18 protein-coding genes are annotated in these 21,178 nt (G+C 70.4%); 8 read left to right on the forward strand and 10 right to left on the reverse strand.

What is annotated here, in order from left to right; genetic code table 11:
* Nucleotides 1-27: 27 nt before the first annotated feature.
* The gene (locus ABZ319_RS05745) at nucleotides 28-1,374 is read right to left on the reverse strand and encodes an alpha/beta-hydrolase family protein (RefSeq protein WP_354985148.1); all 1,347 of its coding nucleotides are present in this window, start codon (nucleotides 1,372-1,374) and stop codon (nucleotides 28-30) included.
* A 767-nt stretch (nucleotides 1,375-2,141) separates the two neighbouring features.
* A complete protein-coding gene (locus ABZ319_RS05750) occupies nucleotides 2,142-3,071 on the reverse strand; it encodes a hypothetical protein (protein WP_354985149.1) in 930 nt (309 codons plus the stop codon).
* A gap of 167 nt (nucleotides 3,072-3,238) precedes the next feature.
* Between ABZ319_RS05750 and ABZ319_RS05755 the strand changes: the two genes are divergently transcribed.
* Nucleotides 3,239-4,465, forward strand: coding sequence for a histidine kinase (locus ABZ319_RS05755; RefSeq protein WP_354985150.1), 1,227 nt, complete (start codon nucleotides 3,239-3,241; stop codon nucleotides 4,463-4,465).
* A gap of 26 nt (nucleotides 4,466-4,491) precedes the next feature.
* On the opposite strand, the gene ABZ319_RS05760 is transcribed toward ABZ319_RS05755, so the two are convergent.
* Nucleotides 4,492-4,689, reverse strand: coding sequence for a hypothetical protein (locus ABZ319_RS05760; protein WP_354985151.1), 198 nt, complete (start codon nucleotides 4,687-4,689; stop codon nucleotides 4,492-4,494).
* 124 nt (nucleotides 4,690-4,813) lie between these two features.
* On the opposite strand from ABZ319_RS05760, the gene ABZ319_RS05765 reads away from it, so the two are divergent.
* Both ABZ319_RS05765 and ABZ319_RS05770 read left to right on the forward strand, forming a co-directional pair.
* Nucleotides 4,814-5,473 (forward strand): response regulator transcription factor, encoded by a 660-nt coding sequence (locus tag ABZ319_RS05765; protein ID WP_354985152.1) that lies wholly within the window; start codon nucleotides 4,814-4,816, stop codon nucleotides 5,471-5,473.
* Nucleotides 5,474-5,544: 71 nt separating this feature from the next.
* Nucleotides 5,545-8,136 carry a protein kinase gene (locus ABZ319_RS05770; protein WP_354985153.1) on the forward strand — a complete coding sequence of 864 codons (2,592 nt, stop codon included), beginning with the start codon at nucleotides 5,545-5,547 and terminating at the stop codon, nucleotides 8,134-8,136.
* Between the two features lie 406 nt (nucleotides 8,137-8,542).
* Here ABZ319_RS05770 and ABZ319_RS05775 read toward each other — a convergent pair whose 3' ends face one another.
* Complete coding sequence (locus ABZ319_RS05775) at nucleotides 8,543-8,719, reverse strand: hypothetical protein (RefSeq protein ID WP_354985154.1); 177 nt, start codon at nucleotides 8,717-8,719, stop codon at nucleotides 8,543-8,545.
* A 250-nt stretch (nucleotides 8,720-8,969) separates the two neighbouring features.
* Between ABZ319_RS05775 and ABZ319_RS05780 the strand changes: the two genes are divergently transcribed.
* A complete protein-coding gene (locus ABZ319_RS05780; protein ID WP_354985155.1) occupies nucleotides 8,970-9,851 on the forward strand; it encodes a helix-turn-helix transcriptional regulator in 882 nt (293 codons plus the stop codon).
* Nucleotides 9,848-10,048 carry a DUF397 domain-containing protein gene (locus tag ABZ319_RS05785; protein ID WP_354985156.1) on the forward strand — a complete coding sequence of 67 codons (201 nt, stop codon included), beginning with the start codon at nucleotides 9,848-9,850 and terminating at the stop codon, nucleotides 10,046-10,048. Before ABZ319_RS05780 ends, ABZ319_RS05785 begins: the two co-directional genes overlap by 4 nt.
* Before the next feature lie 173 nt (nucleotides 10,049-10,221).
* On the opposite strand, the gene ABZ319_RS05790 is transcribed toward ABZ319_RS05785, so the two are convergent.
* The 6 genes from ABZ319_RS05790 to ABZ319_RS05815 form a co-directional block, all read right to left on the reverse strand.
* A complete protein-coding gene (locus ABZ319_RS05790) occupies nucleotides 10,222-11,253 on the reverse strand; it encodes an ATP-dependent 6-phosphofructokinase (RefSeq protein WP_354985157.1) in 1,032 nt (343 codons plus the stop codon).
* A 99-nt stretch (nucleotides 11,254-11,352) separates the two neighbouring features.
* Nucleotides 11,353-12,273: a hypothetical protein gene (locus ABZ319_RS05795; protein WP_354985158.1), complete on the reverse strand. Its 921-nt coding sequence runs from the start codon at nucleotides 12,271-12,273 to the stop codon at nucleotides 11,353-11,355.
* 134 nt (nucleotides 12,274-12,407) lie between these two features.
* Nucleotides 12,408-13,304 carry a hypothetical protein gene (locus ABZ319_RS05800; RefSeq protein WP_354985159.1) on the reverse strand — a complete coding sequence of 299 codons (897 nt, stop codon included), beginning with the start codon at nucleotides 13,302-13,304 and terminating at the stop codon, nucleotides 12,408-12,410.
* 43 nt (nucleotides 13,305-13,347) lie between these two features.
* Nucleotides 13,348-15,114 carry a serine/threonine-protein kinase gene (locus ABZ319_RS05805; RefSeq protein ID WP_354985160.1) on the reverse strand — a complete coding sequence of 589 codons (1,767 nt, stop codon included), beginning with the start codon at nucleotides 15,112-15,114 and terminating at the stop codon, nucleotides 13,348-13,350.
* A gap of 56 nt (nucleotides 15,115-15,170) precedes the next feature.
* A complete protein-coding gene (locus ABZ319_RS05810) occupies nucleotides 15,171-15,857 on the reverse strand; it encodes a response regulator transcription factor (protein WP_354985161.1) in 687 nt (228 codons plus the stop codon).
* Nucleotides 15,854-17,278 carry a histidine kinase gene (locus tag ABZ319_RS05815; protein WP_354985162.1) on the reverse strand — a complete coding sequence of 475 codons (1,425 nt, stop codon included), beginning with the start codon at nucleotides 17,276-17,278 and terminating at the stop codon, nucleotides 15,854-15,856. The genes ABZ319_RS05810 and ABZ319_RS05815 overlap by 4 nt, the downstream gene beginning before the upstream one ends.
* A 189-nt stretch (nucleotides 17,279-17,467) precedes the next feature.
* Between ABZ319_RS05815 and ABZ319_RS05820 the strand changes: the two genes are divergently transcribed.
* The 3 genes from ABZ319_RS05820 to ABZ319_RS05830 are packed head-to-tail and all read left to right on the forward strand — an operon-like array spanning nucleotide 17,468 to nucleotide 21,090.
* Nucleotides 17,468-17,797 carry a hypothetical protein gene (locus ABZ319_RS05820; protein ID WP_354985163.1) on the forward strand — a complete coding sequence of 110 codons (330 nt, stop codon included), beginning with the start codon at nucleotides 17,468-17,470 and terminating at the stop codon, nucleotides 17,795-17,797.
* Nucleotides 17,798-17,827: 30 nt separating this feature from the next.
* Entirely contained in the window at nucleotides 17,828-18,598 is a 771-nt protein-coding gene (locus ABZ319_RS05825; RefSeq protein WP_354985164.1) for an ABC transporter ATP-binding protein, read from the forward strand.
* Nucleotides 18,595-21,090, forward strand: coding sequence for an FtsX-like permease family protein (locus tag ABZ319_RS05830; RefSeq protein ID WP_354985165.1), 2,496 nt, complete (start codon nucleotides 18,595-18,597; stop codon nucleotides 21,088-21,090). The genes ABZ319_RS05825 and ABZ319_RS05830 overlap by 4 nt, the downstream gene beginning before the upstream one ends.
* The last annotated feature ends 88 nt before the right edge of the window (nucleotides 21,091-21,178 follow it).

Below are 21,178 nucleotides of genomic sequence, written 5' to 3' on the forward strand. Positions count from 1 at the left end.
GGATCCACGACGGCGGTTCCGCAGGTGTCAGCACGACCCCAGCGCCGTGCCCTGGTCCGTCCCGTAACGGTGCCCGTGGCCGGGCGGGGCGTCGAGCGCGGCGAGCAGATCCGCGCTGGTCTGCAGGAAGCTCAGCACCGGAATCCATGGCGGGACAGGGGCGTCCGGCCGGGTGCCGGTGAGATCCGGTGCGTGCCAGAGCAGAGCGGGGGAGAAGTGCACGACCGGATCGGAGGCGTTGGCCAGGATCGTGCCGCCGGCGCGGTGGGCGGCGTTGGCGGGCGGACCCGCCCACAGTGCGGCGCAGGTGCGATCGTCCTGTTCGGCGTCGCTCCCGAAGATCGCGCTGCCGCCGACCGCGCCCAGGCTCTGCCCGTAGACGTAGAGCTTCGGTGGTTGTGCCAGTCGCGAAATCCGTTCCTCCACAGCGTCGAACAGCTTGCGCGCCGATTCCTCGGCCGCCGCCCGCCCGAACAGGAACGTGGCCCAGCTCGGCGCGTTCGAGTACTGCACGCCCACCAGGGCCACGTCCCCGCCGAACCGTTCGTCCAGCCCGCGCGCCGCGTCGCCGTCGATCCATCCGGATCCGGTGGGCACGGTCACCACCAGGTGCCCGCGCTGAAAAGCGCCGGTCCGCTCCAACTCCCGGATCGCGAGGGCAACCCGGTCGTCCACGCCGCCGGCGGAGGAGATGCCCACGTAGACCCGCACCGCCCGCTCGGGTGATCCGGCGACGAACCTGCGCCCCTGCGCCCCGAGCGACGGCCAGCTCGCCGCCGACACCGGGCTCCCCGACCGGGCCGGCGAATCCGGTTGCACCACCGCCGGATCCACGGCCGCGTTGGCCGCCGCGTAGGCGGACTTCCGCCATTCGACGATCGTGGGCACCATCATGAACTGCGTCAGCAAAGCCAGCGCCCCGGCGCCCGCGAGGCTGCGCACCCTCCCCAATCGCCGTACCACCCAGCGCAATCCGGCCCACAACCCAACCACTACCCCGACAATGACCGCGGACTCCGCCAGCCACAGTCCCCAGTAGCCGGGCCCGATAGCCGCCACCCCCATGACCCCGCGCAGCCGGTTCTGCCAGTGCTCGGCCCGCGCGACCGCTGCCGCGACCGCGAGCACGACGACCCCCAGCGCAGGCGACCGCCACCGCCCCCACCGCGCCGTATCGATCCCGAAGCGCCGCACTCCGATCCGCACCACCCCCGCCACCACCAACCCGAGAATCACCAGCACCGAGGTGACGATCGCCTGCGCCGACGCCGTCCGAGGCAACAGCCCCGGTGCCAACGACCCCAGCACCCCCGCCCCGGCCCCCGCCGTGACACTCAACCGCGGCGCGACGATCCGCCGCCCCACCCTCGACACCGCCCGCTCCGCTTTGTCGATTGCCCTCGCGCTCAGGCGAACACCGGGGCTCTCTCGACCCCGGCGCGATTCCACGCACTGGTCGTGATGTCGGGCTCTGTCACCGAGCGCCACAGGTTCGAGACGATCCTGGATACCCGCGCGTCGCACCGGCGACAGGAATACTCGCCCCACACGCGATACGGCCGTTCTGCCCGGCGCGCCGGAGTGCAACGGTGCGAGACCTCCTGCTTCGCCCAATGATTCGACGCGAGCCGGAGTGGCGGGCTTCGTGCCCGGGTGATACTGGGCCGCGTTGTCGAGCGGCGTTTCGACGTAGACGTCGTCGTCGATCGACTCGCCCGAGGTGGCGGGATCCGTTCGCCGCGCCTCCGGTCTGCGCGGTGTGGCGGACACGTCGGTGTGTTCGTGGCCGGACTGGTGTCGGACGCGGGCCGGGCGCTCCGCGTCGGCCAGAGGCTCGTTGTCGCTGGCTGCCGGGTGCGAGCGGGACGGGCATTTGGGCGGTGCGGCATCGACTGAAGGGTTGCGCCGTGTGGTCGCGGGGTCCGTTCGTCGCGGCTGCGGTCTGTGCGGCGCGGTGGGGACGTCGGCATCTGCGTAAGCCGACTCGCGTGGGACGCGTGTCGGGTCGGTCAGCGACTTGTCGTCGCTGACCGGCGGGTGCGAGTTCGGCGGGCGTTCGAGCGGTGCGGCTTCGATCGAGGGGGTGCGCCATGTGGTTGGGGTCGAGCCGAATTCGGTTGTGGGGCGGGGGCGCTGGATGGTCATTCGGGAGCCTCCGGGGTGGTGGGGCGGGTGCGGTTCCGGCGGGTGATGCGGGTGGCGAGCGCTGCGGCCGTGCCGATTCCGGTGACGAACAGGGCGACGCCGGCGGCGGGGGAGAGGGGGCCGGGCGTGCGGTCGAAGGGGGATGTCTCGTGGACCGGGACGCCGTAGTCCTGGCGGCGGGAATTGAGGTCTACGAACGTGGCGGCCACATCGGCCATGAACTCGCAGCGGGTGCGGGACAGGGGGTTCGGGCGGGCCGCGCAGGAGTCGTGCATGCGCTCGTCGAGGGCGGTGTCCAGCGCCTGGCGGGCCCAGGGGCCGAGGGGCTGGTCGTGGTCGCCCGCGTAGCGGAGCAGGTCGTAGCCGAGATCGTGTGCCTTGCAGGCCAACTCGAACTCGGCGGGCAGCGGGACGGGGGAGGAGCAGCCGCCCTCGGGATTGACCAGCAGGCCCGATTCGATGGCGGGCCGGTACCCCGCCGCCGCGGCGAAGTCGGCGGGCAACGCCAGAGCGTCGGGGGTGACGGCGTTGGCGGCCAGGACGGCGGTCCGGGCGCCGGCGTTCTCGGTGCGCGGGGGTGCGGGCACGGCGGACGCGCTCGGGGCGAAGACCACCGCGACGGAGAACAGCAGGGCGCTCGCACCGGCGAGCAGCGCGGCCCGGCGCAGCGGACCGTGCGCGCGGCTGTCATCGGGGTGCGCCGGGGCGCGTTCGCCGAGCGCGGCCGTCCCGCAGCAGCCCTCGGACGGCAACGGGTCGTGCGCGGGCGTCGTGGCGACGCCCACCACCACGGCGGCGGCCTCGGCCGGCGCCGTGCGGGCGGTCGACCCCGCCGGCGCCATGTGGGCGGTCGACCCGGGCACGGGCCGGGTGTGCTCGGAGTCCCGGTGGGGTGCGGAGCCCGGGGTGTTCGGGAACGCTCTCATGGGGAACGACGCTAGGAATCGGGGCCTGAGCGGGGCTTCACGCCAGAGGACGGTTCCGGTGTGGGCGGTGCGGGGGAGCGGGGGCGTGGCCCGGTACCGGGGTAGGGGGTGGTAGTTGGACCCTCGGTATGAGGCGTCGGCCGGATCGGTTCTCTACCGTCGACGTCATGGTCGGTACTTTGGCGAAAAAGAATCGCCGCTCGTTGGCATCGCGCTACTGGTTCGATGCCTCGGTCGTGGCGGTCGCGCTCATCCTGCTGTCGATAGCGTGGCCGACCCTGCACGTCACGCATCGGGTACCCATCGCGGCCATGCCGTTCATCGCCGGGTTCGCGGCGTTCCCGATCCTGCTCGTGCGCGTCAATCCGGCACTGGGCTGGGCGGTTTCGGCCGGTTCGGCGCTGCTGATCGCGCTGGCGGTACCGCATCAGCCGGGCAGCGACATCCCCTTCCAGGTCGTGCACATCCTGACCCTGTTCGCGCTGGTGTTCGCGGTCGCGGTGCGGTCGCCGCTGCAGATCGTCGGCGTCGCGTGGATCTCCACCTCGCTGCTGTTCGCCACCACCATGGCCCAGGCCGGGGACAGCTTCGCCGAGGCGGGGTTCGGCTGGCCCATAGCCATCACCGGCCTGGTGGTGTTCGGCCTGCTCATCCGCTGGGTCGTGGTCTCGCGCCAGGCCCTGGTCAAACAGGAGGAGGAGACCGAGCTCGAACGGGCCCGCCGCGCCATCCTCGAGGAGAAGGCCCGCATCGCCCGCGACCTGCACGATGTGGTCGCGCACCACATGTCGATGGTGGTGGTCCAGGCGCAGACCGCGCCCTACCGCATCGACGGTCTCTCGCCCGCCGCCCGCGAGGAGTTCGAGTCCATCGGCACCGGTGCGCGCGCCGCGCTGAACGAGATTCGCGGCCTGCTCGGCGTGCTGCGCAGCGACGGGCAGCTCCCCGAACACGCCCCGCAACCCGCCGCCGCCGATGTCGCGACCCTGCTGGAGGGTGCGCTGCGCGCCGGGGTCCCACTGACCTGGACCGTCGAGGGCAGCCTCGACACGGTGCCCGATACCACCGGTCTCGCGCTGTACCGCATCGTTCAGGAATCACTCGCCAATGCCTCCCGGCACGCGCCGGGGGCGCCGGTGTGGGTGCGCATCGTGCGTGACCACGACCTGACCCTCGCGGTCACGAACGGTCCCGCCGTCGGCACCCGGGCCGCCGACCCGTCCGGCACTCCCGGCAGCGGGATCACCGGCATGCAGGCCCGCGCGACCGCGGTCGGCGGGGACCTGGTCGCCGCTCCCCGACCCGACGGCGGGTTCGAGGTCCGGGCGCAGTTGCCCCTGCCCGCCGCCACCCTCGGCCCCGACGCCCTGTCCGCGCTCGGGACCGCCGGCTGACCGCCGCGCTCCCGCTCCGCCACGGTTTACTCCCGGGACCGTCCGCTCTTGCGGGTCGTGGCCCACGAGACGGCGTTGCCCGCCGGTATGCCGATGAGTACCGAGACGACGATCACCCAGATCGAACCCTCGGCGCCGAAGCCGATGATCAGCACCATCGCCACGAGTACGGCAACCAACGCTCCGAACGCGGTTTCACTGACAAACGTGCCGAATCTCCCCATGCGGACAAAATTACCGAGTGGGTGGTTGCCGCACCGTGAAATTGCGGGAGGGTGCGAAGCTTGTGGTGCGGGGGACCGGGGGCGCCCGGCGTGGCAGACTCGTTGGCGTGCGTGAGGTGCGGCAGTGGCCATAACGGTGTTGATCGCCGACGATCAGGCGATGGTGCGAGCGGGATTCGGGGCGCTGCTGGGCGCGCAGCCCGATATCAGCGTGGTGGGTGACGCGCCCGACGGCAAAACCGCTGTGGCGGAGGCGAAACGGCTGCGTCCCGATGTGGTGCTCATGGACGTGCGCATGCCGGAGATGAACGGCCTGGACGCCGCGCGTGCGATCCTGGCGGCCGGGTTCGATCCGCCCGTGCGGGTGCTCATGCTCACCACCTTCGACATCGACGACTACGTGTACGAGGCGTTGGGCATCGGCGCCAGCGGGTTCCTGCTCAAGGACGCCCCCGCCGAGGAATTGGTGCGCGCGGTCCGCGTGGTCGCCGCGGGCGACGCGCTGCTCGCGCCGACGGTCACCCGCCGGCTCATCGCCGATGTCACCAAGCGCCGCAACCGCCGCACGCCCGCGCCCGCGCTATCGGTCTTGACGCCCCGCGAACGCGAAGTACTGGAGTTGGTGGCACGGGGTATGTCCAATGTCGAGATAGCGGAGAGCCTGTTCGTCGCCGAGCAGACCGTGAAGACCCATGTGTCGAAGGTTTTCGCCAAACTGAACCTGCGTGATCGGGCGCAGGCGGTGGTGCTGGCCTATGAATCGGGACTGGTCACACCGGGCTGAGACGGCGGGTCGCGGCGCGCTCCGCCGGATAGGCTCACGGACTCGTACGTCACCGGAAGGGGGTCGTCACAGTGTTGAACAGCGGTGACGTATTCGCCGGTTTCACCGTTGAACGACTGCTCGGACAGGGTGGTATGGGTTCGGTGTACCTGGCCCGCCATCCCCGGCTGGGGCGGCTGACCGCGCTGAAGCTGCTGAATCGGGAACTGTTCGCCGACCGCGAGATTCGGGCGCGGTTCGAGCGCGAGGCGGATCTGGTCGCGCAGCTGGATCACCCCAATATCGTCGAGGTCTACGATCGCGGCTCGGAGAACGAGCAGCTGTGGATCTCCATGCAGTACGTGGACGGGGTCGACGCGGCCAGCGTGAACGTGACCCAGCTGCCGCCCGAGCGGGCGGTGCAGATCATCGAAGGCGTCGCCGCCGCACTGGATTACGCCAACAGCATGGGTGTGCTGCACCGGGATGTGAAGCCCGCCAACATCATTCTGGCCCGGGCGGTCGCGGGCCACGGGGAGCGGGTGTTCCTCAGCGATTTCGGCATCGCCCGCCTGCGCGAGGATTCCACCCACCTCACCCAGGCCGGCATGTTCACCGCGACCCTGGCCTACGCCTCGCCGGAGCAGATGACCGGCGCGCCCCTCGATCACGCCACCGACCAGTACTCGCTGGCCTGCGCCCTGTACTGGCTCCTGATCGGCATGGGCCCCTACGACTCTCCCCATCCCACCGAGTTGATCCGCGGCCACCTCCAGCTCCTGCCGCCCCCGGTCTCCCTGCGCCGCCCCGGCCTCACCCCCGCCATGGACGCGGTCCTCACGAAGGCGATGGCCAAACGCCCCGCCGACCGCTTCCCCACCAGCACCGACTTCGCCAAGGCGGCCCGCCGCGCCCTGGCGCCGCCCGGCACCCCCGTCCCCCCGTACCTGGGTCCGGTCTACGCTCCCGCACCCCCCGCCTACCCCGCCCAGCCCCCCGCCTACGCCCCCTACCCCCCGCCCTACCCCGCACCTCAGAATTACCCCCCACCGCCGAATCCCCAGTCCCCCCAGGGGTATCCACCCCAGGCCCCTTCGTACGCGCCCGCGTATCCGGCCCTGGTCCCCGCCCCTCATCCGGCCCAACCCGCTCTTCCCGCCGGTCACACACCCCAGCCCGCCGGCCATCCGCAGCAGCCTGCCGGCTTCGAACCCCAACCCGCCGGCCATCCGCAGCAGCCCTCCGGCTTCGAACCGCAGCCCGCCGGCCACGCGCCCCAGCCCGCCGGCCACCCGCAGCAGCCCGCTGGCTTCGCACCCCAGCCCGCCGGACCGGTGCACCAGCCAGGCGGTCATCCCGAGCATCCTGCGGGTCATCCGTCCCAGGGCGTTCCCGCGCAGCCGCCGGGCACCCAAGGGTCGCAAGGGGATTCCCCCGACCAGCGCACCGACCTGCTTGCTCGCCCGGATTCTCACGCCCCCGATCAGCACCCCGGTGAATTCCGGAACCCCCACCCGAACGCACCCGGCTCGCACCCCGCTGGCTCGTTCTCCGCCGCTGCCGGACAGGTGACCGACGCGGTCCTCTACGCCGAATCGCCCCCGGCCTCCCGCACCGCCGAATCCGAACGGTCGCCCGCCCATACCTCCGGACCGCTCGATCCCCCCGATTTCGCCGTGCCGGAAGCGAAACAGGTTTCGGTGCAGGTTGATTCGCCGAATTCGACCAACCCCTCCGGCTCCGACGGCCCCGCCGAACCCGCCACCCGCGCAGCCGGGCGCACCGCCGTCGAACGCGGTGCGGTCGGTGGGGATGTCGCCGCGAACGCTCCCGGCCTCGAAGACGTGGACGCTGCTCCTGCCTCGCCCGCGGGAATCAATGCACGGTCCGCCGGCTCCCGGGATCCGAGTGGCTACCCGAAAGACACCCCGGCACAGAACGATCCCGTCGTGCGCGCCGCCGGGGACCAGGACTCCTCCGTCGGATCGCAGCCGGTAGATTCCGGGCGCGCCGCACGCAGGGATCGGGACTCTTCCGGCGGTTCGGATCCGGTGGATTCCGGGCGCACCGCACGGCCGGACCCCGCAGGTTATCCGGGTGCCTCGCTGCGTAATCCGATGTCGGGAGCCTTTGTCCCCTCGGCCGGGGTCGGCGCTGCCGCCGGCCGATACGAGAGCGAACGTGTGGGCCCCCGCGACACGAACCCGGACGCGGAACCCGCCGAGGCAGGGACGGCTACTCCCGGTGACGAGCGGGACGGGCATCCCTCGGATGTCGCACCGGATGCGGTTCTGCCCGAGTCCGATTCGCCCGCCGCGGCCGCCCCCGGCTCCGTCGCCGCGGAGCCGGAGACACCGCATTCGGTGGACCCCGAGCCGCTTTCCGTCGAGCCCGGGCACGCGCCGCTGGACCCAGCTCCCGTCTCAGCGGACTTCGTTCCGGTTGTGCAGCAGCATGTTCCGGCCGGTGTACCGGTGCCGGAGTTCGGTGCGCAACCACCGGGCGGCGCGTACGGCCCACTGCAAACAGGTCCCTACGCACCCAACGGGGCTCCGCCGCAAGGGGATGCGGGCTGGCGCGGCGAAGTGGACCGAGCCCAAGTGAATGCGCTGGTCGTGTCCGGCCTGGCGGTCTTGGTACTGGCTTTGATGCTGCTGATTCTCGCGGTAATGGTGCTCGGATAGCCGCGTCGGCCTCAACCGCATCGCCAATCTCAGACCCTCCTCGGCTCGAACCCGACCGGTCCCGGTTGTGCCCCTGCTGGCGAGTTCCGGCCCGGCCGGATCGAGCCGCCCTCGATCATCAGTGGCTCGGTCTCGTTCGTCTGTGGAATTCATTCGGGCACTGTTGAATTCGCTCGTTGCACGGATGGAGATTGCGCGGGGAGCGTTGCGGACCGGCGGGTAGTGTGCCTTCCCGGATCGGCGGCTGGACAGCGTATGGCGTCACGCGGGCGTGGCTCGACGGCCGCCCGGCGAGGGGTTCGGGTTGGTGGATCGGGACCGTAGCGGCGCTTCGGGCACCCATTCCGGCTCGACCCGGCCCGGATCATCGGGCCGGAGCGCGTGATTCCGGCCCGACCCATTCGCCTCAGATCGTCTGTAGCGGGCGGGGATCGTCGGCCGGCGACGACCTCGCGCGGCGTAGCACCTCGCACTCCGGCTCGGCGCAGTGGCGGTGGATCTGGGCCGCCTCGCGGGCCAGGGGCGGGGGCAGCTCGCCCGGATCGGTGGTGCAGTCGAAGATCAACATCACGGGGCCGGTCATGACGTCCCTCCGTCGGTGCGCGGGGACGCTCCGGTCGAGCGGTGGGTGCGCCCGGCTCGGGGACGAGTGGGTCCGAATTCAGGGCTCCGGCTCTCACCGGGCGCGACTCCAGTTCAGCACCGCCGGCACCGATCCGGCAACGACACCGCGGCCGGCGGCGGAAACTTTGCGAAAGCACCAGGTCAGCATTCATATCGCATGGGAGCATCGTTCACAGTGACCGAAAACCGCCTTCGTGGGGGAGGACTCGATGTCCGAGCAAGGTTCCACTCTGCCGCGCCGCCAACTGGGCCGATATCTGCGCGAGGGGCGCATGCAGTGCAACATGACGATTGCCGAAGCGGCCGCCCTGATGGAATGGAGCGAGTCGAAACTACAGCGGCTGGAAACCGGTAACGCCGAGAAGATCCGGGTCCTGGATATCCGGGAACTGTGCCGCATCTACGACTTCGACGACGAGTTCAGCGCCGCCGTCATGGGCCTGGCCCAGCAGGCCAGCGTCAAGTCCTGGTGGCACGAATACGACGACATCGTGCCCGAGGGCTTCAACGTGTATGTGGGCCTGGAGGCCTCGGCCCGGGGCCTGGTCTCGTACCAGCCCGATCTCATCCCCGGACTCATGCAGACCGCGGAGTACGCGCGCGTGCTGATCGGTGATTACTGGCCGGATGCTGAACGCGATCAGATCGACCGCAGAGTGCAGCTGAAGACCCGCAGGCAGAGTCTGCTGACTCGCAAACGCCACCCCGCGAGCCTCGACGTGATCGTCCACGAAACCGCGTTACGCAGGGTCGTTGGCAATCCGAAGGTGATGGCGGCGCAGCTGCGGCACGTCGCCGACATGTCGACACTCCCAATGATCGCTGTGCGTGTACTACCCTTCTCCGCGGGCGTTCCCATCGGGCATTCCGTGGGGCCGTTCGTGATTCTGGACTTCGGCCGGGACGGCGGAAACCGACCGGTCGAGCCCACGGTGGTGTACCTGGAGAACTTCCTCGGCGACCTCTACCTCGAGAAGCAGGCCGCGGTCGATCGCTATCGCCAGGCGTACCAGGCTCTCCAGCGCTCGGCGCTGGACGAGGCGAGCAGTAGAGATCTCTTGCGGAAGGCAGCGAAGGAGTACGCGACGTGAACGTCGAACCGTCCGGCGTCAGGTGGTTCAAGACCGCCCGCAGCACCGGGGCCAAGGAATGCGTGGAGATCGCGTTCCTGGACGCCGGTGTGGGAGTACGGGACAGCAAGAACCCCACCGGCCCGGCACTGGTATTCGGCCCGGCCGAATGGGATCGCTTCACCGCCGCGCTGACACGGGGTCGATTCGATCACTGACGCGCGGTATATGTCCCGATAGATCTGGATAGAGTGGATAAATAAGGACAATTGGGGCCTCGCACAAAGTGTGAGGCCCCAATCCCTATGTGGGAGCGCTCCCCGGGGAGCAAAATAGGGGAGCCGCCCCACGAAAGTGGGGCGGCCCATTCATTTCCGGGGTTCGTCCCCGATCAGCCGAAGAACGCGGCGGCCTCGCGGTACCGGTCCTGCGGAACGAGTTTGAGCTGCTTGGTCGCCTCCGACAGCGGCACCAGCGCCACGTCGTTGCCGTGCAGCGCCACCATCTGCCCGAAGTTCCCCGCGTGCACCGCCTCCGCGGCATGCACCCCGAAGCGGGTGGCCAGCACCCGGTCGTACGGGGTGGGCGTGCCGCCGCGCTGCACGTGGCCCAGCACCGTCACCCGCACCTCCTTGCCGATGCGCCGCTCGATCTCCGGCGCGAGCTGCTGCGCGACACCGGTGAACTTCACGTGCCCGAATTCGTCGATGCCGCCGTCCCGCAGCGACATCGAGTCCGGCGCGGGCATGGCCCCTTCGGCCACCACGCAGATGAAGTGCGAATCCCCGCGCTGGAAGCGCCGTTTCACCATGGCGCAGACCTCGTCCACGTCGAACGGCACCTCCGGCACCAGGGTCAGGTGCGCGCCCGAGGCGATGCCGCAGTTCATGGCGATCCAGCCCGCGTGCCGTCCCATGACCTCCACCAGCATCACGCGCTGATGCGATTCGGCCGTGGTGTGCAGCCGGTCGATGGCCTCGGTGGCGATGGCCACGGCGGTGTCGTGCCCGAAGGTGGTGTCGGTGCAGTCGATGTCGTTGTCGATGGTCTTGGGCACGCCGACCACCGGCACGCCCTCCTCGGCCAGCCAGCTGGCCGCGGTGAGGGTGCCTTCGCCGCCGATCGGGATGAGGGCGTCGATGCCGTTGTCGTCCAGCGTCTGTTTGATGCGGGGCAGTCCGGCGCGCAGGATGTCCGGATTCGTGCGTGCGGTGCCGAGGATGGTGCCGCCCTTGGTGAGCAGGCGATCGGTGCGGTCGTTGTTCAGAATCTGGATCTTGCGATCCTCGAGTAGCCCGCGCCACCCGTCCTGGAATCCGACGATGGCATCACCCCACCGGCCGTTCGCGGTACGAACGACAGCACGGATCACCGCGTTCAGCCCTGGGCAGTCTCCGCCTCCGGTCAAGACTCCGATGCGCATGCGCCCTATCTTGCCCGTAGTCCGGGTTTCCGTCAGGTTGACCCCCGGGAAGCCCAGGTCAGCACACTCTGGACCGACCGTCCGGTGTGCGCTGTGTGCTCAGGAACCGCCCGCGCACCGCCCGCCGCGCAATTCGTCCAGATGCTCCCCGACCAGGGTGGAGATCTTGGTCAGCATGGTGGTCCCCTCGTCGAAGGAACCCGAATCGGGCTGTGCCGCAATCACCACGGCCAGCGAACCGCCGTCCACCGGGATCAGCCCGAACTGGCGGACCAGGTAGCCGCCGCTGGTGTCCGGCCCCCAGCCGCCCTTGAATTCCGCGCCGGTGAGTGTGCCGAGCCCCCACCGCTGCCCGGAGGTGATCTTGCCCATGAGCGTGGTGACGGCGTCGGACTCCGGCAGGCAGGGCAGCCGCGCGGCGAAGGCGAGCTGATCGGTGACCGACCAATCCGCCTGCCCGAAGGCCGAATAGTCCGTGCGCGTGCGCGTGGCGGGCACCTGCGTGACCGAGTCACCGCCCTCGCGCAGCACCTCCTCGACATCGGCCGCCGCGGTGGTACCCGACCCCAGGGCCTGCCACAGCGTATCCGCCGCGGCATTGTCCGAGTAGGTGATGGCCGCGGTCGCCGAACTCGCCAGTCCGGCGTTGGCCCGCAGCGCGGCCAGCGACAGCGGCACCTTCATGGTCGACCAGGCCGGCCCGCTGCGCCAATCACCCAGGGTGAGTGCGCGATCGCCGCCGACGGGCAGCAGCGCCAGCGCCACCCGGCCCTTCAGTGTGGGCTGTAGATCGTTGATGAACTCCCAGGCCAGGGTGCCGGGCACGGTCACCAGCGGGGTGCCGGTGGAGCCGGGGTTCGCGGTCGTGGTGGCGCGCGGCTCGGGCACCATCAGGGGGTCGCTCCCGCCGCAGCCGGCCAGTACGCCCGCCGCCAGCGTCACCGCCGCGCAGAACGCGCCGCGTGCGATCCGGCGGCGCCGTACGCCCTGTTCAGCGGTTCGCGCATACGGTGCGTCCACCCCGATACCTCCAGTTCCGGGGAATCGGCGCGCCCGCGTTTTTCAGCGGACACGCCGATACCCGTCAATCGCAAGGATTGTGGTGGGTCGCGGCGGCGGGGTCAAATGCGGTGCGTATGGGTACTTTTCGAACCCTACTGACCGCAGAGCCCGCCGCGCAGCTCCGGAAGGTGTTCCCCGAGCAGCAAAGCCATCCGGTCCATCATGTCGGTGGCGTCCTCGAAGGTGCCCGAGGCGGGTTCGGCGGCCAGTGCCACCGCGACCGGACCGGCCAGCGTCGGGATCAGCCCGAACTGGCGCACGGTGTACATGCCCGTGTCGTCGTCGGGACCCCAGCCGCCCTTGAACTCCGCGCCGAACAGATGACCCAGACCCCAACTCTGGCTGGGCGTTATCTCGCTCATCAGCGAGATGACCGAACTCGCGCGCGGCAGGCAGGGCAGCTTGGCGGCGAAACGCGCCTGGTCGGTCAGCGTCCAATCGGTGGCGCCGAAGGACAGCAGATCGTCCGAGCCCAGCGTGGCGAGCCGGGTGTGGCGCATGCCGACGTCGGTGTAGTCGTCCCCGGCCTCGTGCAGGATGGCCTGCACCGCGTCCGCGGCTTCCTCATCGGTGCCGAGCGAATTCCAAAGCTGCTGTGCCGCATCGTTGTCGGAGTACGTGATGGCGGCCTCGGCGACATCACGCAGCTCGCGGTCCCGGCGCAGCGCGGCCAGTGCGAGCGGCACCTTGATCGTGGACCAGGCGATGCCGGTCGACCAGTTGCCGAGCACGGTCATGTCGCCGCCGCCGACCGGCATGGCGGCCAGGCCCATGCGCCCGTCCAGCGCGGCCTGCAATTCGGCGAAATCCGCCGCCAGGCTCACCGATTTCGGCAGCCCGAACAGGTCCGGCAGGTCCGGCGCGATCATCGACAGATTCGAGGCGCCTGCCTCCGCGACCGGGAGAGCCTCGGCGGGACTCGCCGATTCGGCCGGTCCCGGGGTGCCCGCTTGCACGCCGCACGCGGAGACCGCTAGCAGCGTCGCCACCGCGACGCATCGCGCAAAGGCCTTGCGACAGGTCGGAATAGGGTCAGTAGACATACACCACCGCGTTCTCGCCACCGATGCAGGTGACCAATTTTCCTGTCGCCGTGCAGTTCATCGTGTAGGCCCGGTTGGTCACCGGACTCACAGCGACAACACTACTTGCCGAACCCGGTCGGCCCGACGTCGAGTCGGCATACACCCTGCGTACCTCTTCCGCGAAAGGGCAACTGGTGACGGTGGATCCGATCGCCGAGCCGGTGTAACCGTTGAGCACCGGGTACACCACCGGGCACGGGGTCGCGCCCGCCGGCAACTGCGCCGCGGTCGTCGTGGGAGCGGTCGTCGCGGTGGTTCTCGGTTGCGACTGCGACGTGGTGTAGCCCGGACCCTCCGATGCCGCGGTCGTCGGAGAGTCTTCGTCGCGGGAGCTGTCCAGGACTTGCCAGCCCACCGCACCCGCGATCGCCGCGACCGCGACCACCAGGACGCCGATCGCGGCCGGGACCGCCACCGACCTGCGGCGCGGCCGGTAGGCGGGCGGCGGGGCGGGATCGTAGCGGGGATGATCCGAGGTCGGGTACAGCGAGGGATCCGGCGTCGGCGCGTACGGGAAGTCCTGCTGCGGCCCGTGCGCGTGCCCCCAGACCGGCGGCTGCGGCTGCGCGGGCTGCGCGCTCTGCGGCAGCGGCGTGTAGTGGAAGTCGCTGACCCGCACCATGGTCGGATCCGACGGCACGATCACCGGCAGATCCGAGGTGGCGGGCGGCTCGCCCTGATCGGTGTAGGGCGGGAACGCACCCGTCGAGTACGGCCCGAAGGTGCCGGTATTGCGCTGCACCACAGTGGGATCCGAGCTCGGCACCGGCAGCACCGCGGTCGGCTGCGCCGGTGGCGGCTGGTTCGGCGGCGGCGCGAAGGCCGCGGGCGGCACCGTCCGGCCGGGCTGCGCGACGGGGGCGGGCGGCGGGGCGACCGCACCGCCGGCCAGTGCCATCCGGGCCGCGCGCGCGAACTCGCCCGCGGTCAGGAAGCGATCGCCGGGGTCCTTGGCCAGGGCGCGCGCCACCACCGTGTCCAGCGCGTCCGGGATTCCGCCGCGCTGGGCGCTGGGCCGGGGCGGCGGCTCGGACAGGTGCGCCCGGATCAGCGCGCTCACGTTGTGGGCGGGGAAAGGCTTGTTGCCGGTGAGGCATTCGTGCAGCACGCAGCCGAGGGAGTAGATGTCGGCGCGCCCGGTGACCGGTCCGGTGTCGAAGCGCTCGGGGGCCATGTAGGCGTAGGAGCCCACGGCGGTGCCCGCCATGGTGATGGCCGTGTCGCCCTCGGTGCGGGCGATGCCGAAGTCCGCCAGGTACGCGAAATCGGCGTCGGTCACCAGCACATTGGCGGGCTTGACGTCCCGGTGCACCAGGCCCGAGTAGTGCGCGGCGTCCAGTGCCGCGGCGACCTGCTCGACGAAACCCACCGCGCGCCACGGCGGCAGCGGCCCGTTGTCGTCGAGCAGGGTGCGCAGATCCTGCCCGCGCACCAGCCGCATGTCGATGTACAGCACACCGTCGATCTCGCCCCAGTCGTGGATGGGGATGATGTGCGGTTCGGCCAGCCGCGCCGCGGCCTGCGACTCGCGGCGGAAACGTTCCTGGTAGGAGGGGTCTTTCGCGAGTTCGGCGGGTAGCAGCTTGAGGGCGACGACACGGTCCTTGGACGCGTCGTAGGCCTCGTAGACCTCTCCCATGCCGCCCCTGCCGAGCAACGAGCGCAATTCGTACGGCCCGAACCGGCCGCCCGCGCGCGAAGGCGGTGCATCCACCCCGTCTAACCTCCAACTCCCGGATCGGCCGCGGCGAAGCGCCCGCGACCAACCGCTCAGGACCTGGATTCTCCTGGGGAAACCACACCGTGGTCAAACGCGAAGACGATCGCCGCGGCGCGATCGCGTAACCCCAGCTTCCCGAATATGTGTCCTACGTGGCTTTTCACCGTTACCTCCGAGATGCCCAGGTCGCGTGCGATCTCGCCGTTCAAGCGGCCGCGCCCGATCAACTCGAGCACCTCGAGCTCCCGCACGGTGAGATCGGACAGCGTCCGCTCGCTCGGGACCGGCGCCGGACGCACCGAGCGATAGGCGGTGAGCACCCGCGGGGTGACCGAGGGATCGAGCCAGGACCCGCCGCCGGCGACCGTGCGGGTGGCGCGAATCAGATCCTCGGCGGGGGAGTCCTTGAGCAGGAAGCCCGCCGCGCCCGCGCGCAGTGCGCCCGAGAGCAATTGGTCGTCGTCGAAGGTGGTCAGCACCAGCACCGGCGGCGGATCCGGGCGGGTGCGCAGGGTCCGGGTGGCCTCGATGCCGCCCATGCGCTTCATCCGCAGGTCCATCAGCACCACGTCGGGCCGGTGCGCGGTGACCGCGGCGGGCACCTCGTCGCCGTCGGCGCATTCGCTGACCGCGAAACCGTCACGGCGGCGCAGGATTCGGCGCAGACCGCCGCGAACCAGCTCCTGATCGTCCACCACCAGTACGGCGATGAGCTCGTCGTCGGCCCGCTCGGTCACCGTTCCCCCTTCGCGTGTGCGTTCGGCAGTAGCTGTTCCGTTGTGGCCGAAGGCTTTCCGGCGGCGTGCTCGCCGTTCTCCGGCTCGTCCTCCGCGCGTTTGCGGGTCATCGACTGCAGCACCGTCCACAGCGAATCCTCGGCGCTGACCGCCATGCACGCCAGGTGCCCGCCGGTCAGCGGAATGCGCGCGTGCACGTGCCAGCCGTCCGCCAGCGGACCCGCGGTGAGCGTGCCGCCGAGCAGGGCCGCGCGCTGACGCATGCCGGAGATGCCCATGCCGCGACCCGTCCGGGGCAGCGCGCCCGCGGCCAGGGTGTTGCGCACTTCCACCGCGACCTCCCTGGTGCTCAGGACGATTCGCACCGTCGCGCGCGCCCCCGGGGCGTGCTTGGCGACATTGGACAGCGATTCCTGGCCGATCCGGTACAGGGCCAGGCCGATGCCGGCCGAGACCCGCGCGGTGTCGCCGCACAGCGAATAGTCGACATCCATTCCGGCGCGCACGAAATCCTCGACCAGCTCGGGGATGTCGTCGAGACCGGGTTCGGGCGTCTGCGAGGCGGGCCGCTGATCGAGCAGGCCCACCGTGCGCCGGATGTCGGCCATGGCCTGACGGCCCAGCCGCTCGGCGTCCGCGAGCGCGTCCACCGCCTCGTCCACGTCGCGATCGGTCTGCAGCGCGTGCCGGGCCGCGGTGACGTGCAACAGCGTGATGCTCAGCGAATGGGCGATGACGTCGTGCACCTCGCGGGCGATGCGCCTGCGCTCCTCGTCGGCGGCCTGTACGGCGCGGACCTCCTGGTACTCGCGTTCCTGATACAGGTAGCGGCGCTGGTAGTTCATCATCTGCCCGGTCATCCAGCCGCACAGCACCGCGAAACCGTAGATGGGCAGGCCGAGATCCACGTGTCCGATGGACTCGAAGAACATCAATTGCACGATCATCGTCAGGGCGACCGGGATGCTGACGATCATCGGGGCGATGGCCGCGACCTCGCCGGCCACGGCGATCAGGATGAACGGCGCCGCGTCGTTCTGCACCGGCTGGGCCAGGAACAACCCCACCGCGCCGAGCGTGAGCGCGGTCAGCAGCAGCGGACCGGGCATGACGTCGAACAGCACGTGCAGCGGCCAGTGCGCCAGGGTCAGCAGCGCCGCCAGAAAGGGCAGCACGCTGGGCAGGTAGCCCTCCCCGATCCGCTGCCCCACCGCGATCACGGAGATCGCGAGCACCACCACGTCGATGAGGAAAACGACCTGGCTGGGATAGCCGAACCCGGTCCGCTCGACATTGATCCGGAACTGTTCGACCGGGTGACGGGCGAACAGGCGGATGCGCTCCGCGCTGTCCCGCAGCATGAGCCGCACGTCGCCCAGCGCGTGCCCGACCGAGGTGGGGGTGGCGCCTGTCACGTTCATTCTGTAAGGCTAATGGCCGAATTGGACGGCGTACATCGTTCGCGGGCAGGGGCCGGTCTCCTACCGGGGTAGGAGGGCAAGTCGGGACCGCGGCACGACGACATCGCGGCGACGTCTCCGTAGCGTCATGACCATCGCCACCGTGCTCGGGTCCGATCGGATCCGCAGCGAGACGAAAGGCTGGGGGCCATGACCTGGGCAGACCTGCACGCTCGCACCGATATCCTGCACACCGTCCTCGATCGCGCGGCCCGAAATCCCGCCGACCCGAACCTGTTTCACCGGCTGCCCGAGCTGGACCGGCTCTTCGGCGGCCCGGACGGCGTGCTGCTCGCGCTGCGGCACCGATGGGAGAACCATCTCGGAGTGAAATTGGAAAACGCACTGGCGGAAGGAAAATCGGCGATCGAGGTACACCGCGAACTCGCCGCCGAACAGCCCGCCCTGCGTGCCGTGCTCGACACCTACGACACCGACCAGCTCTACTTCCGGCCGCGCGTGCGCGCACTGGCCGGCTGATTCGCCAGAGGGAACACGAGGGGAACGACCATGCTGGAATTGACCGACGTCACCAAGGAATACCGGATCGGCGGGCAGAGCGTGCGCGCGCTGGACGGCATCAGCCTGCGCATCGAACCGGGGGAGTTCACCGCGATCATCGGTCCGTCGGGTTCGGGCAAGAGCACCCTGCTGCATCTGCTCGGTGCGCTCGACTCGCCGGGATCGGGATCGATCCGGTTCCAGGACAAGGAAATCGGTGATCTCGATGACGATCGGCAATCCGAATTCCGGCGGCATCAGGTCGGTTTCATCTTCCAGTTCTTCAACCTGCTCCCGACCCTGACCGCGTGGGAGAACGTCGCCATCCCGAAACTGCTGGACGGCACCGGATTACGCAAAGCCAAGCCGCGCGCGCTGGAACTGCTGGATCTGGTCGGACTCGGCGAGCGCGCCGAACACCGCCCGGCCGAGCTCTCCGGCGGACAGATGCAGCGCGTGGCCGTGGCCCGGGCGCTGATCATGGATCCGCCGCTGATCCTGGCCGACGAGCCCACCGGCAACCTGGACTCCAAGACCGGTGAATCCATCCTGCGGTTGCTGGGCGACATCACCCGCCAGGGCAATTCGGTGGTCATGGTCACGCACGACATGGGCGCGGTGCGCTACTGCGATCGCGTGATCACGCTGCGGGACGGCAAGATCGGGGCCACCGAACGGGTGGAGCGCACCGATGACGGCGAAGTGCGCACCGTTCGAGAAACCGGCCCGGCCGAAACCGGCGCCGCCGAATCCGACGGTGCGGGCGTGGTGCGCGCATGATCGCAGCGATGTGGGATCGCCTGCGGCTGTTCAACATCGGTGAGCTACTCGCCCACCGCGGCCGCACCCTGCTGTCCATGGTGGTCATGGGCGTCTCGGCCGGACTGCTGGTCGCGGTCTTCAGCATTTCCGGATCCATCACCGGATCGGTGGACAAACTCACCCGCAGTCTGGGCGGGGACGCCGTGCTGGAGATCACCGGCGTCACCGACGCGGGCTTCGATCAGGCACTGCTGCAACAGATTCGATCCACGACCGGGGTCGGCACCGCGGTGCCCATGGTGCGCCAGGGGATCGGCTCGGGCGAGAGCCGCGCGCTGCTGATCGGCGCGGACGCCAGCATCGCCCAGCTCGGCAACGATCTGGGCGGATCGCTCGACGCGCAGGCCGGCAAGCTGCTCACCGCCGCCAACGGCGTACTGGTCGGCTCGGCCATGGGGCATCACGAGGGCGATCGGGTGCGATTCGGCGCCGTGGACACCACCGTGGTCGGCGTCATCGACGCCGAGACCTCCGCGAAGGTCAACGGCGGGCACATCGTCATCGCGACGCTGCCCGTGGCGCAGAAGATCGCCGATCACACCGGCAAACTGGACTCGGTGCAGATCCTGGCCGCGCCCGGGGCCGACGTGGACGCCCTGCGCTCGGCGCTCACCGGGGTCGTCGCCGGTCGCGCCGTGGTCGCCGACCCGGATCTGCGCAGCGCGCAGGCGGGCGGTTCGGTGCAACTGGTGCGCTACTCCACCCTCGCGTCCTCGGCGGCGGCGCTCATCGTCTCCGCGTTCCTGATCTACAACGCCATGAGTATGGCCGTGGCACAACGCCGCCCGATGTTGTCGCTGCTGCGCGCGATCGGCGGCCGGCGCATGCCCATGGTGCTCGGCCTGCTGGTGGAGGCCGCGCTGCTGGGCCTGATCGGCGGTCTCGTCGGCTCGGTCGTCGGCATCTTCATGGGCCGCGTATCCATCGGCAGGCTGCCCGCGGCGATCGTGCAGTCGGTGGAATCGCGGACCGAGTACATGGTGCCCGGCTACGCCATCCCGGTGGCCCTGGCCGCGTGCGTGCTGGCCAGCGTGGCCGCGGCCGCCATCGCCGCCCGCCAGGTGTACAAGGTCGCGCCCATCGAGGCGCTCGCCCCGGTCGGCACATCCTCCGCCGACGCGGTCAAACCGCTGCTGCGCTGGGCCGCACTGGCCGCGGGCCTCGCCGCGATCGTGGCCGGGGTCTTCATCGCCAACGCCGACATCGGCAGGCTGTCGCTGGCCGCCATCTCCACCTCCATCGCGGGCGCGGTGCTGGTGTGCTTCGCCGCCACCGGTCCGATCGTGCGCGTCATCGGCGCGGTGTCCCGGCTCTTCGGCGCACCCGGCGCGCTCGGGGCGACCACGGTCGAACGCGCCCCGCGCCGGGTGTGGGCGACCGCCATGACGGTCATGATCGGCGTCACCGCCGTCGTGGCCATGGGCAACGCCTCGCGCGACATGGTCGACGCGGCGGGCTCGACCTTCGAAGGGCTCGGTCGCACCGACGTTTTCGTCAGCGCCACCGCGATGGAGCAGTTCCCGACCGGTCCGATCCTGCCGGCCGATCTCAAGGACAAGCTCCGCGCCGTTCCCGGCGTCGAGGACGCGGGCGCGGCGCAGATGGCCTTCGCGACCCTGGGGCGGGGCCGAGTCATGTTGCAGGGCTACGAGGGTGGCGTCGCCCGCAGCTCCGCCCTGGAGGGCACCACCGAGGCCGACCTGGCGCGCATGGCCCGGGGCGAGGGCGTGGTCATCTCCCGGGACGTGGCGCGGCAGCTGGACGTGAGCGTGGGCTCGACGCTGCAATTGCCCACGCCCACCGGCATTCACGACGTGACCGTGCTGCGGGTGGTCCCGTACTTCTCGGCCATCGCGGGGATCGTGGTGCTGGACCTGGACATCCTGCGGCAGTGGTATCAGCGGTCGGGCGAGACCATCATCGGCGTCGACTTCGTGCCCGGCGCGGATCCCGACGTCGTGCTGGCCGCGGTGCGCGCGGCGGTCCCGGCCGAGTTCCAGGTCGAGACCGGCGCGAGCGCGCTGGCCGCCATTTCCGGCAGCATCCGCCAGGGCAGCTCCATCAGCGCCGCCATTCTCTGGATCGTGGTGCTGGTGGCGACCGTCGCCCTGCTCAACACGCTGATGCTCTCGGTGCTCGAACGCCGCCGTGAACTGGGCGTGCTGCGCGCCATGGGCACCAGCCGCCGGTTCCTGCTGCGCAGCGTGCTCGCGGAGGCCGCCGGTATCGGATTCGTCGGCGCCGCACTGGGTTTGGTTGTCGGCTCCGGCGTGCACTACCTGGCGACCGTCGCGCTCGGCAACGCCATCTCCATCGACATCGCCTACCGGCCCAGCCCGCTGCTGCTGATCTACGCGGTGGTCGCGCTGGCGCTGGCGCTGCTGGGGTCGATTCCGCCGGCCGTGCGGGCGGCGCGCCTGCCCATCGTGGAGGCGATCGCGCTGGACTGAGGGAGCTATCGCTCGGCACCGGCGGGGGGGGGGTTTCCGGGGTCTGCTGGGACCGCCCCCCCCCCCACCAGGTCTCCCGGCGCGTCAC

This window comes from Nocardia sp. NPDC005978, assembly GCF_040614455.1.
Taxonomy (GTDB): Bacteria; Actinomycetota; Actinomycetes; order Mycobacteriales; family Mycobacteriaceae; genus Nocardia.

Bases quoted from the DNA above. Each gene is read 5' to 3' on its own strand.
- ABZ319_RS05825 (WP_354985164.1), top strand. From the start codon at position 17,828: ATGCTGGAATTGACCGACGTCACCAAGGAATACCGGATCGGCGGGCAG.
- ABZ319_RS05790 (WP_354985157.1), bottom strand. From the start codon at position 11,253: ATGCGCATCGGAGTCTTGACCGGAGGCGGAGACTGCCCAGGGCTGAAC.
- ABZ319_RS05830 (WP_354985165.1), top strand. From the start codon at position 18,595: ATGATCGCAGCGATGTGGGATCGCCTGCGGCTGTTCAACATCGGTGAG.
- ABZ319_RS05815 (WP_354985162.1), bottom strand. From the start codon at position 17,278: ATGAACGTGACAGGCGCCACCCCCACCTCGGTCGGGCACGCGCTGGGC.
- ABZ319_RS05775 (WP_354985154.1), bottom strand. From the start codon at position 8,719: ATGACCGGCCCCGTGATGTTGATCTTCGACTGCACCACCGATCCGGGC.
- ABZ319_RS05780 (WP_354985155.1), top strand. From the start codon at position 8,970: ATGTCCGAGCAAGGTTCCACTCTGCCGCGCCGCCAACTGGGCCGATAT.
- ABZ319_RS05755 (WP_354985150.1), top strand. From the start codon at position 3,239: ATGGTCGGTACTTTGGCGAAAAAGAATCGCCGCTCGTTGGCATCGCGC.
- ABZ319_RS05820 (WP_354985163.1), top strand. From the start codon at position 17,468: ATGACCTGGGCAGACCTGCACGCTCGCACCGATATCCTGCACACCGTC.
- ABZ319_RS05750 (WP_354985149.1), bottom strand. From the start codon at position 3,071: ATGAGAGCGTTCCCGAACACCCCGGGCTCCGCACCCCACCGGGACTCC.
- ABZ319_RS05760 (WP_354985151.1), bottom strand. From the start codon at position 4,689: ATGGGGAGATTCGGCACGTTTGTCAGTGAAACCGCGTTCGGAGCGTTG.